This is a genomic window from Fervidobacterium pennivorans, from assembly GCF_001644665.1.
GTDB lineage: Bacteria > Thermotogota > Thermotogae > Thermotogales > Fervidobacteriaceae > Fervidobacterium > Fervidobacterium ngatamarikiense.
In genome coordinates this window covers 1,795,792-1,811,322 of the sequence record NZ_CP011393.1, presented here as the reverse complement: position 1 = coordinate 1,811,322, position 15,531 = coordinate 1,795,792, and the positions used below count along the sequence as shown (strand labels likewise).

The following is a 15,531-nucleotide window of genomic DNA, read 5'->3' as shown; positions in this document are numbered from 1 at the left end:
GAGGTGGTAAGTCTGAATGAGCACCAACGAATATGGTAGTGTGCATGAGTTCATAAAACTCAAAGAGGCGATGTTTTACGAACAACTTGGAAATAACATGGTTAAATGCGGCTTGTGTCCACATAATTGTGTGATAAAAGAAAACAGTGTCGGAGTTTGCAAAGTTAGAAAAAACGTAAACGGTAAGCTTTATTCCCTAAACTACGGTGAAGTCAGTTCGATAGCACTTGACCCCATAGAGAAAAAACCTCTTTTCCATTTCTACCCGGGGGGTTCAATAATATCCGTAGGCACTTGGGGTTGCAACTTTCGATGTCTGTTTTGTCAAAATTGGGAGATTTCCCAACAAAGACCGTCGTACGTTAAAAAGATAACTCCTGAGGATTTAGTCGATATAGCAAAAGAATACATACACGAAGGGAACATAGGTATCGCTTACACATACAGTGAACCAATAGTATGGTATGAGTTTGTGTATGAAACAGCCAAATTGGCAAAAGCTAAAAATCTCAAGAACGTGTTGGTTACAAATGGTTACATCAACGACCAGCCACTTGAGGAATTGATACCTTTCATCGATGCAATGAACATAGACCTTAAAGCCTTTAACAACGAATTTTATCAAAAAGTTTGTGGTGGAAGGTATGAGGATGTACTGAGGGCTATAGAAAAGGTTCATAACGCGGGTGTTCATGTGGAGGTTACTACGCTGATAGTTACGGGAGGGAACGACAATTTCGATGAACTTGAAGAAGAATTCCGGACATTGGCAAGGATATCCAGCGATATTCCTCTCCATCTGTCTCGTTACCATCCTGCATATAGATACGATGAACCTCCAACGAGAGTGGAATTCCTGATAGAAGCTTACAAACTTGCCAAAAAATATCTTAATTACGTATACCTGGGGAATGTCTGGGATGAGCGATACGAAAGTACATATTGTCCAAAGTGTGGAAGTCTTGTTATAATAAGAAGAGGCTATGATGTGAGAATCATAAATCTGGATGAAGAAGGGCGGTGTAAGGTGTGCAACAACCAGATCCTAAAGAAATCATGATACTCAACAGAATTGTTGTGTTTTCAGTTATTGTTTTTTTCATAATTATCGCAGCTATCTATTTGCTTTTTATTTCTGGAAAAACAGGTCAGTATTCAGACTTTGAAGATTACATATTTGGAACTTATGTTCGCATCAGAATTTCTTCGAAGATCAATCCTTCGACCATTTCCAAAGCGATATTTGCCGAAATGAAACGATTAGAAAAGAAATTTGATCCATACGTCGAGTCATCTATTATATACAAGCTGAACCACTCAGAAGATTGGGTTGAAGTTGATGACGAAACATTATCGGTGATAGATTTAGCACTTAAGATTGCGCGTGATACGGAAGGTGCGTTTGACCCTGCATTAGGACGTCTTATCCAGCTATGGGGATTCAGCAAGTTTACAGAAAGGGAGGCAACGGGAACATTCACAGTTCCAAGCGCCAGTGAGATAGCAGAGGCAGCTTCAAAGTCTGGTTATCAAAAGATAGCAATTGATTATGTTAACAAGAAAATTAAAACAAACGGTGCATGGATCGACCTTGGCGGTATATTAAAAGGATACGCACTGAAACGTGCTTACCAAATAGCTAAGGAATTCGATAAATCTTGCCATGGGTTTGTGGAAACGGGTGGGCAGATAATGATTCTTGGTCCAAAATACAACAAAACAAATTGGGTTATAGGTGTCAGAGACCCACGTGGACAGCCAGGAGAAAATATAACGATAGTCTACCTGAGTGAAGGTTCCGTAGCCACAAGTGGCGATTACGAGAGATTCTTTATCGTTGATAACGTGAGGTACCACCATATACTGGACCCAAGAACGGGTTATCCTGCAAATAAAGCAATCAGTGCAACCGTGATATCTAATGACCCTGTTATTGCTGATGCGTTTTCAACAGCTGCATTTGTCCTTGGAGAAGATAGGTGGTTATTTACGCGAACCGTTTTCCCAAAGTACGGTGCAGAGGTTCTTTTAGTTACACCGAAAAAGCGGTTGCTTAGAACTGATAACTTCAAGATATACGAGATGTCGGACAGATAATATTGCTTAAAAATCACAGATAGTGTTAACTTGTAGTGATGAAAGAGTGTAAGTGTGAAAGAATGAGATTGATATTACCATTGTGCGTTTTCCAAAGATTCTTCACTACACAAAAGCCTTAGACCTACCACAAGAAGTGCATTTGGGATAATGGAAAGAGAAGTTTTTGCGTTTGTGAGAATGGGAAAGTTTGAAGGAATGATGGCAGAGTTTGCAAAGGAATTGTTGGTTACCGTATTTGTCATGACCGTTTTTGTACAAGCTGGTAGAACCGCATTTTGGACAAGAGAGCGTTGAGTTGTTCATATCGGGATACCTCCTTTGTCAAGAGATGGTTGGGGGGTGTCCCCTCTTTAAAGGATAATGCGGTTTTTGGAAAGTTTCAATACTTTTAGTTAACATTATCAAATCACAAAAAGGAGGATAACAGCATGAAAAAGTTGAAAAGTTTTGGTGGAAGAAACCTTGGTGGTGGCGGAGGTACACCAGGAATTCCAAAAAACTTTGCGGAACTTCAGAGGCTACAGATGAAGATGGAGGAAGAACTTAAAAACTTGGAAGAGTCATTCGCACAAGAACAGGTAGAGGTCGAAGTCGGTGGTGGTGCACTCAAAATTGTGGCAACGTGTGATAGGCAAATACGGGACATCGTATACGATAAGGATTTGTTAGATGATTTGGAAATGTTCAACGATATGCTCAAAACAGCTATGAGCGAAGTATGGCAAAAAGTCGAAAGTATAAGAGAAGAAAAAACAAACGAGATAATTGCGAAATACAATCCACTGGCTTAATCTCATCTATCGGAGGAGTAGTATGTTCAGATTTCTCGATAAAATAGCTTCACGAAGGCAGCTATACATGTATATCATACTGGTAGATTCCATAATCTTGCTTGCATTTTACATTGCTCAAACGTTTTTTGGAATTGGTGAGAGTGCTTATCTCTTGTTCGGTGCACAATATGGTCCATTAGTTGACCAAGGTGAGTGGTGGAGAATCGTAACAGCAATGTTCATGCATGGCGGTTTTTTGCACTTAGCGTTCAATATGTATGCTCTTTACATACTCGGTAGCTATGCGGAGGGGATTTACGGTACATACCGTTTCCTCTCCTATTTTATTTTAACCGGTATAGCGGGTAATATAGCTACACACTTTTTCTACCATGATTCAATGTCTGTAGGTGCAAGCGGTGCTATCTTTGGATTGGTCGGGGCTCTCTTTGCATCTGGTTTTAGAAAAGATACACCTTTCTTTTTGAAACCGATAACGGGGAGCGCTCTGCTACCGATGATAATATTGAATGTCGCACTTGGATTTATCCCAGGTTCCGGTATAAACAACGCGGCACATATAGGTGGGTTACTCTCAGGTATGCTCCTTGGATACACGCTTCCTATTTATTCATCGTATCGTTCTGAGAGATTTTGGAAAGTAATAGCAATTTTGCTTTTGATGCTCGTTGGAGTAAGTTTTGTAATGTTGATATACTCTAATGTGTTATTAATTCTATAACGTCTCATTAATTCATTTGACGGGGCTCCACTTCACATTTCCAAAAGGTGGAATTAGAGCTGAAATTTGAAGGAGAAGAAAATATCTACATTGAGTTCAATTATCATGATTAATAAGGTTTCGGGCACATAGTTTGTATATGGCGTGAAGAACGCTAAAAGGAAAGGGTGGTCTGGTATGATCCAAAGATTTTTGATCTCTCGAAAAGTATCGAGATTCTTGTTAACCTTGTTAATTATGTTAGTTATGCTGGTCGTATTCTCAGCCAATCTATTTGCTGATGTGCTTGTCTTATTCAATTCATATGGTTGGTTGGTCAAAGATGTCGCAGATGGTTTCGTTATCCCAGAGAACTGGCAGGTTTTACACACATCGGCATCGAAATGGTACGTTGAATCGAAGGTAACCAAAACAAAATACGAACTGCCTACAACATTACCGCTTGGAACTTACAAGATACTGGAAAATTATCTTATTTCTGAGACAGGAGATATGTTCACAAATACCGCTTTTGGACTTGCAAGGGTGCTTGAAAAAGGAAAAACTGAAAATGTTCTAAGGCTTAGTGAAAAGTCGGATGTGCTTTTCAGAATTCCGGGTTCATACAGGATATACTACAGTTTAAAAGAAGACACACTTGAACAGTTTTTTGAGCTCAGAGCACCTATCGAAAAGGCGTTTGTAATTCTGTCAACAGCTCCAGAGGAAACCAGAGCAACGACTTTTAGCAAAATGTCCCTAGCTCAGTCAGCAGGAGCGGTCGAAACAACTTCAGCTGGTAGAAAGATTTTCATCTTGGGAAACATGGTAGGCTTGGATAAGGGTATTAATATCAAAAATAAGACCACCAAAGTAGTTAGAAAGGATGTCAATAGGATATATTTAGCTTACAATTATAGTTACGACTGGCAACCCGCCGATTACGTTGTTGAGCTGAAAACAGGCGAAGAACTCCCCGCTGGAGAGTTGTATGTTTACGGTAATATCCTTGGCTATATTGTTCCCATTGGAGTTGCACAAATGCCCGATTTGAACAAAGAAGGAAGTGTCTTTATTTCAAAGAGCTGGCAGGTTTTTCATTCTTGGACACTCAGTAGATCGGCAAAAGTCGGTGGAAGGGTTTATATAACCGGAGACTTAAATTTAAAAGGGTATGGACTCGCAAAGATCGTTATACAAGCAAAAGGTATTTCAAACCTCTCTATCACGTCAGGGACTATTATCAAACAGTCGGCAGATTACGCCGAGGTCGAGCTAAATGTGTCCGGTGTGGCGAAGATTTCTATATCCTTTAGTTATCAAATAGATTGAGCTTACAGGAGGTATATCGTGGTACGTTTGAATAATAAAATTCTTAGATTTCTTTCTGAACATTTAAACACCGTCTCTAAGCCTGCACGATACATTGGTGGAGAATACAACGCTGTGGTTAAAGAAATTAAAAAGGATACTCTCCGTGTCGCTTTAGCTTTTCCGGATGTCTACGAAGTTGGAATGTCACACTATGGACTTGAAATACTATATTGGCTTGCGAACGAACTGGACTTTGTTTACGCAGAACGGACATTCCTACCTTGGACCGATATGATTGAAAAAATGGAAGCCTACGACATCCCACTCTTTACACTTGAAACCAAAACTCCTATTTATGAAATGGACGTGCTTGGAATTTCTCTTGAATACGAATTATCTTACACAAATGTGCTCAAATTATTAGAGCTTTCTCGTATTCCTATTCGTTGCTACGATAGAAGGGATAATGACCCAATAGTTGTTGGTGGCGGACCCGTAGCGTTTAACTGTGAACCAATTGCTGAAGCATTTGATGCTATCTACTTAGGTGATGGAGAAGTGCATTTTAAAGATTTTTTGAGAGTAGTAAAAGAAACAAAAGGGCTCGACAGAGAATCGCGCCTAAAAGAACTTGCAAAGATTGAAGGAATTTACGTCCCTATCTTTTATTCATACACTGGTCGAAAGGTTATACCAAAATACGATTTTGTGCCAGCGAAAGTCAAGAGGAACATACTGAAGGACTTGGATACTGCAAAACATTTTGAGAGAAAAATAGTTCCGCATGTTGAGAGTGTTCATGATAGGGTTGTTGTAGAAATCAGCAGGGGTTGCACTCGTGGATGTAGGTTTTGTCATGCTGGATATGTGTATAGACCTGTGAGGGAAAGAAGCGCCAATACAGTTGTTGAGATTGCAAAAAAGCTAATAGAAAGTACAGGGTATGACGAAATTTCACTATTATCACTTTCTGCGTTGGACCACTCTCAGATTAACGAATTAGTCGACGAATTTCTTCCGTACGTAAAAGATAAGAAAATATCGCTCTCGATACCATCGACTCGTGTTGATGCTTTCAATATACAATTGGCTGAGAAAATTTCCACAATTCGGAAAACGGGTCTAACTTTTGCACCGGAAGCTGGAAGTCAGAGGATGAGAGATGCGATAAACAAGCAAATCTCATACGAAGAAATATTAAAAACCGCTCAAGCAGCTAAAAAAGCAGGTTGGAGGAGGATAAAACTGTACTTCATGGTTGGTTTTCCAGATGAAACTGAAGAAGATATAAGAGAAATAGGTGAACTTGTAAAGGCTATCAAGAAAGTCGGGTTCATGGACATAACAGCATCGATAAACCTGCTTATTCCAAAACCACACACGGCATTCCAGTTTGCAAAACTCCAACCGCCAGAATACATGGACATCGTGAAAGACATATTGAATCCGTACAAAAAATTCGGAAAATTGGACATTAACGACGGGAAAAAAAGTTTCGTTGAGGGTATACTCTCTCGTGGTGATAGATTACTCTTCCCAGTCATTGAAAAGGCATATAAAATTGGGTACTATGATGAATGGGGTGAATATTTCTCGTACGAAAAATGGTCAAAACTTTTTCAAGAAATAGATATATCGCGCTATACGGGACCTTATGGATTAGAAGATTTTCCTTGGGACCATCTTGATAGCGGAGTTGATAAAAACTTCCTTTGGAGTGAGTACCAGAAATACTTCTCAGGCGAGACTACCATAGATTGTCGTGCGCGTTGCACGTTATGCAGAGTCTGCATTGATTACAAAGTAAGTAATACACTGAAAAGGAGGTAAGACGATGAGTGAGAATAAAAATTTTAAAAGATTACATCCCAAGGTTTTTAAGGTGCCTATAGATAGAATAAGGATGGGATATTATTCGGATAAATACTTCACTAGATACGTTGAGGTTTTGAAAAAAGACAACAGACATCCGAGAGTGTATTACCAATTCTTTCCACGTGACAACGCGATAGTTTGTGGAGTTGACGAAGCGTTGGCTATCCTTAGGTATTGTACAGGTTATTACAAGGATGAAGAAAAAGCAAAAGAACTTTACAACGAAATACTCAGCCTGGACAAAGCGATGCAAAGCTTGTCTGTTGAAGGGAATGTGGAAGAGATTGTTGAACTTACAAGAAAAAAATGGGACATCAGACTGAAATTGAACGACCTTTGGGTTGATAAGTGGAATGAGATAGAAGTCCGAGCAGTTTACGATGGGGAATTTGTTCCTGAAGGTGAGCCACTGATGACTATTGAGGGTGACCCTGTCTACTTTGGTTACTTAGAAACTGTCTTACTCGGAGTTATAGCCCGCGCAACGAGTACAGCAACTGCTGTCAAAAAAGTTGTTGAAGCAGCAAACGGTAAGCCCATACTTTTCTTTAGTGCTCGTTTTGACCATTATTGGGTACAAGCAACGGATGGATACGCGGCGCTGAAGGCAGGTGCGTTTGGTGTATCAACCGATGCGAATGCGGATTACTGGGGTGTTGAATCCATGGGAACTATACCGCACGCATTAATTGCAGCATACGATGGTAGCACTGAAGATGCGGCTATTGCGTTTGACAAATACATGCCCGAAAATGTGAACAGGATAGTTCTTGTAGACTGGGACAACGATGTTATCGGGACAACGTTCAGGGTTGTTAAAAAACATTACGAACACGTGATGAGGAAACCATTTATCCTTGGAGAAACGGATCCATCACCGATAATAGGACCGGGCAAGAACAAAATCTGGGGAGTTAGATTTGACACATCGGGTAATCTAAGAGACAAATCCGTTACTCCAATTGGTCCTCAATCGTTTGGTGTGTGCCCTGAGCTTGTTTGGAAAGCAAGAAATGAATTCGATAGGGTTGGGTTAAAGGATTTGAAGATAGTTGTTTCGGGCGGGTTCGACGAGGAAAAAATAAAACTCTTCGAGTCATTAGGAGTTCCTGTGGATGTCTATGGGGTTGGTTCGAAACTTTTGAAGAAGAAAATAGATATAACCGCAGACATTGTGGAAGTTAACGGAAGACCGTGTGCGAAGGTGGGACGATACAAAAAAGACGCTTCACACTTAAAAATCGTTCCTAAACGTTACTGGGAAGAATAAAGGTGTTTTGAAAAACTTGCAATTGCAAAATAAAATAGATTTTGAAGAGAAGATTAAATCTGTTTTGGAGATGGTATAAGTCATGTGGAAAATAATCAAAAGTACAATAGGAGAAGTAGAAGCGAAACTTGTCGAGAAGTTTTTAGAGGCATATGGTATTCCGGTAATTGTCCAAAAAACGGATGTTTTCGTGCATCCAATTTTTGGAAGTAGTGCTCAATGCGAGGTATTAGTGCCTGAGGAGTACTACGAAGAAGCTTGTAATCTAATTCAAAAGGAGGGAACCAAGGTGAAATACACACCACTCTATGAAGACCACGTAAAGTTAGGAGCAAAGATGGTAGAATTTGCAGGCTATTACATGCCGTTGCAATACGAGGGAATCGTTGCTGAGGTAAACATGGTAAGAAAAGAAGTTGGAATGTTTGATGTGTCTCACATGGGAGAATTTTTGTGTGAAGGACCAGATGCTATAAACTTTGCAAATTATGTAGTAACTAATGATTTTGGTTCGATTGGATTTGGAGATGTCATCTATACAGCAATGTGTAATGAAAATGGTGGATTCGTAGATGATTTACTTGTGTACAAAATTGCACCTGAGAAGGTAATGTTTGTAGTAAACGCAGCAAATATAACGAAAGATTTCAATCACTTGTCAAACCTGGCACAGAAATTCAACATCACCCTTAAGGACATATCGGACGAGACAGGTTTGATTGCCGTCCAGGGTCCAAAGGCTCAAGAAAAGCTCCAGCCACATACAAATCTGAATCTCGAAGATATAGGATATTACTCCTTCGCAGAAGGTGAAATATTTGGAGTGAAAGGTATTATCTCACGAACTGGCTACACAGGCGAAGATGGTTTTGAGCTCTACCTGCCTGCTAACGAAACACCTTTTGTTTGGCGTAAGTTACTTGAGATTGGCATAAAACCGGCGGGTTTGGGTGCTAGGGACGTTCTTAGGCTTGAAGCAGGACTTTTATTGTACGGGAACGATATGGATGACACGGTAACTCCGCTTGAGGCGGGCATTTCATGGGCAGTGAAGTTTGAAAAAGGTGATTTCTACGGTAAGGAAGCACTGCTAAAACAAAAAGAAGAGGGCCTAAAAAGAAGACTCAGAGGGTTGACATTTGAATCAAAGCTTGTCCCAAGACATGGAATGGAAGTCTATAAAGATGGACAGAAGATAGGTTACATAACAAGCGGAACGTTCTCACCAACGTTGAATAAGCCTATAGCCTTTGCTCTAGCAGATGCGAATATCAAACTTGGGGATATTGTTCAAGTGTTGATAAGAGACAAATACGTAGACGGAACGGTTGTTAAGACTCCATTCTACCGTGGTAGTGTGAGGTCACGAAAGTGAATAATTTGAAATCAGGCAAGAACTCAGATAGTGTTAACTTGTAGTGATGAAAGAATGCAGTTGTGAAAGAATGAGATTACCATTGTGCATTTTCCAAAGATTCTTCACTACACAAAATCCTTGAATATATTTCGCTAAATTCTTCGTATTCTTCAGCCCTCGCTTGAGTCGGAAAAAGTCTTTCAGTAATGAAAACTTAGATTCACACATGTTTTTACCGAGCGGTACTACTACGTGATTGATATTTCTAAACAACAGCTTTACTGCACTTTCATATGCACCAAGTCCATCAGTAATAAGTTCAATGTTTTTAGGTTTTGAATTACCAAAGAACTTCTCGAGCAACACTTTGACTTGTCCCATATCACGATACTTTGAGACATGCCAACAAAGAATTAAGTTAGTTTCGTGATCAACTAATAGCCAAACATAGTACTTTTGTTCTTTGAACACAAGAACAGTTTCATCAGCATGAACTGAGAAAACATTTTCGATGGTAAATGTTGGAAAAAGTACAGAGAATAAAGTACACAATTTAATAACCCATTTGTATATGGTGACATGAGATACTTTGATATTAAGAGAATGAGCAAGAGAGCGATAAGACATATTGTGTTTCATATACAAAACGAAAGCTTTTAAGATGAAGTAGATAGGAAAACGGAAATATTTAAATTTCTCAGGAATAAAAGTGACTGGTTCGGGGAGGTTAAAAGGTACTCTATCTTTGGTATGACGGGTTCTACAACGGAAGACAACGAAAGAGCGACGGACTTTGTAAATTTGCATAGATTTACCACAAGAAGTGCATTTGGGATAAGGGAAAGAGAAGTTTTTGCGTTTGTGAGAATGGGAAAGTTTGAAAGAATGATGGCAGAGTTTGCAAAGGAATTGTTGGTTACCGTATTTGTCATGACCGTTTTTGTACAAGCTGGTAGAACCGCATTTAGGACAAGAGAGCGTTGAGTTGTTCATACCGGGATACCTCCTTTTTCAAGAGATGGTTGGGGGGTGTCCCCTCTTTAAAGGATAATGCGGTTTTTGGAAAGTTTCAATACTTTTAGTTAACATTATCAGAACTCAGAAGGGAGTGAGTTACGTGCACAGGTATATACCGCACACTGAGGAAGAAATCAAACAAATGCTCCAAGAGATAGGTGTTAACAGTATCGAGGATTTATTCGTTGATGTGCCCAAGACAATAGATGGTTACAACATACCCGAAGGTAAGGACGAATTTACAGTACGGAAGATAGTGGAAGGGCTTGCCAAAGAAAATGTATCGTTTGACCCTGAGAACGTGTTCCTAGGTGCAGGTGTGTACTACCACTACATTCCTACGGTTGTTAAACACTTGGCTTCAAATCCTAACTTTGTTACCGCTTACACTCCTTATCAGGCAGAAGTCTCGCAAGGCACCCTCCAAATGTTATTTGAATACCAGACGATGATGTGTGAATTAACTGGTATGGAAGTAGCAAATTCTTCCATGTACGATGGTGCAAGTGCCTTTGCAGAAAGCTTGTTAATGGCAACGAGGATAACTGGAAAAACCAAAATGCTTGTTGCACAGTCGATAAATCCAGAATACAGAACGGTTGCTAAAACTTACACAAAACCTCAGGGGATTGAAATTCTGGAAGTTAAATACGATGAGACTGGAAAAGTAGATATGACCAACTTGAAGAGTTTGCTTTCCGAGGATGTTGCAGCAGTAGCAGTTGCTTATCCAAACTTCTTTGGAATTATCGAAGATTTAAAGGCTATCAGAGAACTTGTGCCTCAGAACGTTGTATTTATAGTCGTGGCAGAACCGGTATCTTTAGCGTTACTGGAAGCACCAGGAAAGTTCGGAGCTGATATCGTAGTTGGTGAAGGGCAAGCACTTGGTGTTACTCCAAACCTTGGAGGACCTGGTATAGGCTTTTTCGCAACACTTGAAAAGCACGTACGGAAGATGCCTGGAAGGCTCATTGGAGAAACAAAAGATATAGAGGGGAAGAAAGGGTATGTAATGATACTTCAAACAAGAGAACAACATATCAGAAGAGAAAAAGCCACATCAAACATCTGTTCTAACCAAGCTTATATAGCCTTGATTAATGCAATTTATCTTTCCACGATGGGCCCACAGGGGTTAAAAGAAGTCGCTTGGAGGTCTTATAACAACGCACACGTTCTTGCCAAGATGCTCGAAGAAAAAGGGTTCCAGAGGGTTTTCAAAGGTGAATTCTTCAACGAATTTGTGGTAAAGGTTCCGGAGAATTATAGGGAAAAGTGGCATGCTATGGTTAGGGAAGGTATCCTTGGTCCGATACCAATAGATAGGGTATACAAATCACTTGGACCGAGTGCACTTGTGTGTGCGACGGAAGTTAACACCAAGACATCTATGATGAAACTTGTTGAGGTGATGTCAAAATGACAATCTTTGAAAAATCCGTTCCAGGGAGAAAAGGTTACGAATTACCTGTTTACGATATCGAAGAAGTTAAATGTGAAATCCCAGAACACTTACTAAGGAAAGAACCTCCAATGCTTCCTGAAGTATCCGAAGTGGATGTTGTAAGGCATTACACAGACCTTGCACTTAAGAATTATTCCGTTGATAGAGGTTTCTATCCTCTCGGTTCTTGCACAATGAAGTACAATCCAAAGATTAACGAAGACATGGCAGCACTTTTTGCAAACTTCCATCCATTCCAACCAAGGGAAACAATTACCGGTGCAATAAAACTCATGGGACATTTAAAAGAACTGCTTTGTGAAATAACAGGGACTGATGATATGACACTCCAACCGGCAGCGGGCGCACATGGAGAACTAACTGGACTCTTGCTTGCGAGGGCTTATTTCGAAGATAAGGGTGAACTTGAAAAGAGAAGAAAAGTACTCGTTCCAGATAGTGCACACGGAACGAACCCTGCATCCGCTGCGATGGCAGGATTCGAGGTTATCGAATTAAAATCTGGCGAAGATGGATGTGTAAATCTTGATGAATTAAAAGCACACTTGGATGATAGCGTTGCTGTAATAATGCTTACGAACCCAAACACATTGGGCCTCTTTGAAAAAGACATACTTGAAATAGCCAAGATGGCACACGAAGTTGGTGCACTACTTTATTACGATGGAGCGAACCTGAATGCAATAATGGGTAGAACCCGTCCCGGAGATATGGGATTTGATATTGTTCATTTAAATCTCCACAAAACGTTCAGCACACCACATGGTATGGGTGGACCCGGAAGTGGTCCGATAGGTGTTAAAAAACATTTGGCCCCCTATTTACCTGTGCCTGTTGTAAGAAAGACGGAAAATGGATATGATTTGGACTACAATTTACCGAAATCCATAGGAATGGTGCGTAGCTTCTACGGTAATTTCTTAGTGATGGTTAAGGCGTACACGTATATCCTAACCATGGGGAATAAAGGGCTTAAACACGTAAGTGATATGGCTGTTCTTAACGCAAATTATTTGAGAAAGAAGCTTTCAAGGCTTTACAAAGTTGCATACGACAGAACCTGTATGCATGAATTTGTAATCGACAACGAAGAATTCTCAAGGAAAACAGGTGTGAAGACCTTAGATATTGCAAAGAGAATACTTGATTACGGAATGCACGCTCCTACTATTTACTTCCCACTTATTGTTCACGAAGCGATGATGATAGAACCGACCGAAACCGAAAGCAAAATGACTCTCGACAGGTTTGTGGAAATCCTGGAAAAAATTTACGAAGAAGCTCACAACAATCCAAAGCTTGTTAAGAAGGCTCCATACACAACGCCTGTTAGAAGGTTAGATGATGTCTCAGCAACGAAATTCCCAATATTCAGATATACAAGAAAGTAAGTCAAACAGTAAAACACACAGAACGTGCAAATTGGGTGGTGTTATTCAAATGCATCCTACAGAATGTATAGCACCGTCAAAAACATTGGAAATTGATGCACTGGCAAAAAAACTCTTATCTGAAGGGAAAGACGTAATTAACTTTACCGTTGGAGAGCCAGATTTTCCAACACCGAAAAATATCGTTGATAAAGCTATTGAAGCTTTACAAAAAGGGTTTACAAAATACACAGACAGTAACGGTATACCTCAACTACGGGAAGCGATATCGAAATACCTGAAAGAAAAGAAAGGCGTGTCGTATTCTCCCGATGAAATTGTTGTTAGCAATGGTGGTAAGCAGGCACTCTTCAACGCCTTTTCTGCTATACTTGAAGAAAATGATGAGGTCGTGATGTTTGCTCCATTATGGGTTAGTTACGTCCCGCAGGTGTTGCTAGCAAGAGGTAAACCTGTGATTGTCAGAACAAGATTCGAAAACGGTTTTGTCCCTACAAAGGAAGAAATTATCTCGCACATAACGGAAAGGACCAAAGCCATACTTGTGAATTCACCAAACAATCCAACGGGTGGTATATATGATAAAGAAACGCTCGAACTTATCGCTACGATAGCCAATGAGAGAAACATATTTGTTATTAGTGATGAAGTATATGATGATCTCGTTTACGAAGGAAAACACATTTCTATGTATGGGCTTGTGAAGGATGAACTACTTATATACGTCAACGCGTTCAGTAAATCCCATGCGATGACAGGTTGGCGTGTGGGGTACACGGCAACTAAGAACAAAGAGATAAAAAAGAGGATTTCCAAAATTCAGAGTCATGTTAGTTCGAATATAAATACTCCAGCACAATACGCGGCGATAGAGGCATGTAACACAGATAACGCTCCAATGATTGAGGAATTTAAAAAGCGAAGAGAGGTTATACTGAAATTTGCAAAAGATTACGGATTAAAATTTGTTGAACCAAAAGGTGCATTTTACCTTTTCTTCAAAGTCAATGGTAGCGATGAAGAATTCTGTAAGCAGCTACTTTCAGAAAAATTGGTTGCAACAGTTCCAGGTAGCGCGTTTGAGATGCCGGGGTTTGTGAGAATCAGTTTTGCTACATCAGTGGAAAAGATAGAAGAGGGTATGAGAAGATTGGGAGAATTTATTAAACAGCAAGAATAAAACAACATCAAGTAGCAAAGAACGTAAAGTAACAAAGCAAGACAGGATTAAAACGGGCTACGGTTAGCGTAGCCCATTTTTTACTTTTTGTTCACCTTTCTTAACCTGAGCCTAAGAATATTAATCTGTCAGTTCGTGCAAGAACCTGGGTTTTATGGTATAATACAAATGAAAAGAAGAACTAATCAGAAGGAGCTGGTAGAGTGCAAAAAGTCGTCAGATTGAAGAAAGAAAAAACCCTTTCTCAATACGAACTGATAAAACTTGCCAACTTGGGTGATGAAAAGGCAAAGTCAGAACTGGAAGAAAGATTAAAAGACACGGTGAAGAAGGATGAGAAAAAGAAAGATTCAAAGTAAGATAACAAAGCTAACCTGTGAAAAATTTAGTGCGAAAGTACAAGACAGTGTACTGTTTGAAAATGTGAATGTATCTCTCAACGTCGGTCAACTTGCAGTTTTGTATGGTCCTAGGGGTTCAGGTAAGTCTGCGTTCCTCAGAAGCTTTGCTATGCTGAACCAAGAGGTTTATCCAAACATTGAGTACACAGGGAATGTATATTTTGATGACCATAGCATTTTTAAAATGGATGAAAAAGAAGTTAGGCAGATAGTTACTTACTTGGATACAAACTTTCTCGAATCACTTGATTATCTGAATTTCAAAGAGCTCATAAGACTTGTTTTTGGTTCAAGTTATAAATTCAAAATAGAAGACCATGCTAGTGGGCTTGATAATTTTGGAGTGTTGAAGGCTCTTTATAAATTCGAAAAGACACCCCTTTCTTCTTTGTATGTGCTGGAAAAAATCGGACTGCTTCTTTTTGTTTCATCTCTTAGACAATCTTCAGTCCTTATACTCGATTGTTTGCTTGACCATCTTGATGACGAGCACGTAGAATCGGTTACAAGAATGCTTAAAGGACTTTCCGAATACAAGGTTATAATATTAGCAACAAGGACGCTGAAAAGGTTTATAGGTTTAGGTGATGTGCTAATTGTGATGAAAAGCGGACAGGTAAAGTTTTATGGTGATCCCAAAGAATACGTATTGGGGGTATAAATT

The 15,531-nt window shown here is 39.7% G+C and carries 15 protein-coding genes; 13 read left to right on the top strand and 2 right to left on the bottom strand.

Annotated features, from left to right (window positions below):
* Nucleotides 1-16: 16 nt before the first annotated feature.
* The gene (gene amrS, locus JM64_RS08375) at nt 17-1,060 is read left to right on the top strand and encodes an AmmeMemoRadiSam system radical SAM enzyme (RefSeq protein ID WP_064012232.1); all 1,044 of its coding nucleotides are present in this window, start codon (nt 17-19) and stop codon (nt 1,058-1,060) included.
* Nucleotides 1,030-2,097, top strand: a complete 1,068-nt coding sequence (locus JM64_RS08370) for an FAD:protein FMN transferase (protein WP_064012231.1) — start codon at nt 1,030-1,032, stop codon at nt 2,095-2,097. Before amrS ends, JM64_RS08370 begins: the two co-directional genes overlap by 31 nt.
* Nucleotides 2,098-2,202: 105 nt before the next feature.
* On the opposite strand, the gene JM64_RS10115 is transcribed toward JM64_RS08370, so the two are convergent.
* Nucleotides 2,203-2,403, bottom strand: coding sequence for an IS1/IS1595 family N-terminal zinc-binding domain-containing protein (locus JM64_RS10115; RefSeq protein ID WP_231882358.1), 201 nt, complete (start codon nt 2,401-2,403; stop codon nt 2,203-2,205).
* Between the two features lie 125 nt (nt 2,404-2,528).
* Here JM64_RS10115 and JM64_RS08365 point away from each other — a divergent pair, with 125 nt between their 5' ends.
* The 6 genes from JM64_RS08365 (at nt 2,529) to gcvT (ending at nt 9,428) form a co-directional block, all read left to right on the top strand.
* Nucleotides 2,529-2,891 (top strand): YbaB/EbfC family nucleoid-associated protein, encoded by a 363-nt coding sequence (locus tag JM64_RS08365; RefSeq protein WP_064012230.1) that lies wholly within the window; start codon nt 2,529-2,531, stop codon nt 2,889-2,891.
* A gap of 22 nt (nt 2,892-2,913) precedes the next feature.
* Nucleotides 2,914-3,615, top strand: coding sequence for a rhomboid family intramembrane serine protease (locus tag JM64_RS08360; RefSeq protein WP_064012229.1), 702 nt, complete (start codon nt 2,914-2,916; stop codon nt 3,613-3,615).
* Between the two features lie 177 nt (nt 3,616-3,792).
* On the top strand, nt 3,793-4,926 hold the full coding sequence (locus JM64_RS08355; protein ID WP_064012228.1) for an RNA-binding protein: 1,134 nt from the start codon (nt 3,793-3,795) through the stop codon (nt 4,924-4,926).
* 18 nt (nt 4,927-4,944) lie between these two features.
* Nucleotides 4,945-6,738, top strand: coding sequence for a TIGR03960 family B12-binding radical SAM protein (locus JM64_RS08350; RefSeq protein WP_082868368.1), 1,794 nt, complete (start codon nt 4,945-4,947; stop codon nt 6,736-6,738).
* A 4-nt stretch (nt 6,739-6,742) separates the two neighbouring features.
* The gene (locus JM64_RS08345) at nt 6,743-8,053 is read left to right on the top strand and encodes a nicotinate phosphoribosyltransferase (protein ID WP_064012227.1); all 1,311 of its coding nucleotides are present in this window, start codon (nt 6,743-6,745) and stop codon (nt 8,051-8,053) included.
* Between the two features lie 82 nt (nt 8,054-8,135).
* Nucleotides 8,136-9,428: a glycine cleavage system aminomethyltransferase GcvT gene (gene gcvT, locus JM64_RS08340; protein ID WP_156487930.1), complete on the top strand. Its 1,293-nt coding sequence runs from the start codon at nt 8,136-8,138 to the stop codon at nt 9,426-9,428.
* A 33-nt stretch (nt 9,429-9,461) separates the two neighbouring features.
* Here gcvT and JM64_RS10110 read toward each other — a convergent pair whose 3' ends face one another.
* Complete coding sequence (locus JM64_RS10110) at nt 9,462-10,403, bottom strand: DDE-type integrase/transposase/recombinase (RefSeq protein ID WP_064011740.1); 942 nt, start codon at nt 10,401-10,403, stop codon at nt 9,462-9,464.
* A gap of 124 nt (nt 10,404-10,527) precedes the next feature.
* Here JM64_RS10110 and gcvPA point away from each other — a divergent pair, with 124 nt between their 5' ends.
* From gcvPA to JM64_RS08315, 5 genes are all read left to right on the top strand, one after another.
* On the top strand, nt 10,528-11,853 hold the full coding sequence (gcvPA, locus tag JM64_RS08330; RefSeq protein ID WP_082868412.1) for an aminomethyl-transferring glycine dehydrogenase subunit GcvPA: 1,326 nt from the start codon (nt 10,528-10,530) through the stop codon (nt 11,851-11,853).
* On the top strand, nt 11,850-13,286 hold the full coding sequence (gene gcvPB / locus JM64_RS08325) for an aminomethyl-transferring glycine dehydrogenase subunit GcvPB (RefSeq protein WP_064012226.1): 1,437 nt from the start codon (nt 11,850-11,852) through the stop codon (nt 13,284-13,286). Before gcvPA ends, gcvPB begins: the two co-directional genes overlap by 4 nt.
* Nucleotides 13,287-13,335: 49 nt before the next feature.
* Nucleotides 13,336-14,466 (top strand): aspartate aminotransferase, encoded by a 1,131-nt coding sequence (gene aspC, locus JM64_RS08320; RefSeq protein WP_064012606.1) that lies wholly within the window; start codon nt 13,336-13,338, stop codon nt 14,464-14,466.
* 203 nt (nt 14,467-14,669) lie between these two features.
* A complete protein-coding gene (locus tag JM64_RS10105; protein ID WP_197473438.1) occupies nt 14,670-14,825 on the top strand; it encodes a hypothetical protein in 156 nt (51 codons plus the stop codon).
* Entirely contained in the window at nt 14,800-15,528 is a 729-nt protein-coding gene (locus JM64_RS08315; RefSeq protein WP_064012225.1) for an ATP-binding cassette domain-containing protein, read from the top strand. Before JM64_RS10105 ends, JM64_RS08315 begins: the two co-directional genes overlap by 26 nt.
* Nucleotides 15,529-15,531 lie beyond the last annotated feature (3 nt).

Coding starts and splice junctions, on each gene's coding strand:
- amrS (WP_064012232.1), top strand. CDS start 17: ATGAGCACCAACGAATATGGTAGTGTGCATGAGTTCATAAAACTCAAA.
- JM64_RS10115 (WP_231882358.1), bottom strand. CDS start 2,403: ATGAACAACTCAACGCTCTCTTGTCCAAAATGCGGTTCTACCAGCTTG.
- JM64_RS08365 (WP_064012230.1), top strand. CDS start 2,529: ATGAAAAAGTTGAAAAGTTTTGGTGGAAGAAACCTTGGTGGTGGCGGA.
- JM64_RS08360 (WP_064012229.1), top strand. CDS start 2,914: ATGTTCAGATTTCTCGATAAAATAGCTTCACGAAGGCAGCTATACATG.
- JM64_RS08355 (WP_064012228.1), top strand. CDS start 3,793: ATGATCCAAAGATTTTTGATCTCTCGAAAAGTATCGAGATTCTTGTTA.
- JM64_RS08345 (WP_064012227.1), top strand. CDS start 6,743: ATGAGTGAGAATAAAAATTTTAAAAGATTACATCCCAAGGTTTTTAAG.
- gcvT (WP_156487930.1), top strand. CDS start 8,136: ATGTGGAAAATAATCAAAAGTACAATAGGAGAAGTAGAAGCGAAACTT.
- JM64_RS10110 (WP_064011740.1), bottom strand. CDS start 10,403: ATGAACAACTCAACGCTCTCTTGTCCTAAATGCGGTTCTACCAGCTTG.
- gcvPB (WP_064012226.1), top strand. CDS start 11,850: ATGACAATCTTTGAAAAATCCGTTCCAGGGAGAAAAGGTTACGAATTA.
- aspC (WP_064012606.1), top strand. CDS start 13,336: ATGCATCCTACAGAATGTATAGCACCGTCAAAAACATTGGAAATTGAT.
- JM64_RS08315 (WP_064012225.1), top strand. CDS start 14,800: ATGAGAAAAAGAAAGATTCAAAGTAAGATAACAAAGCTAACCTGTGAA.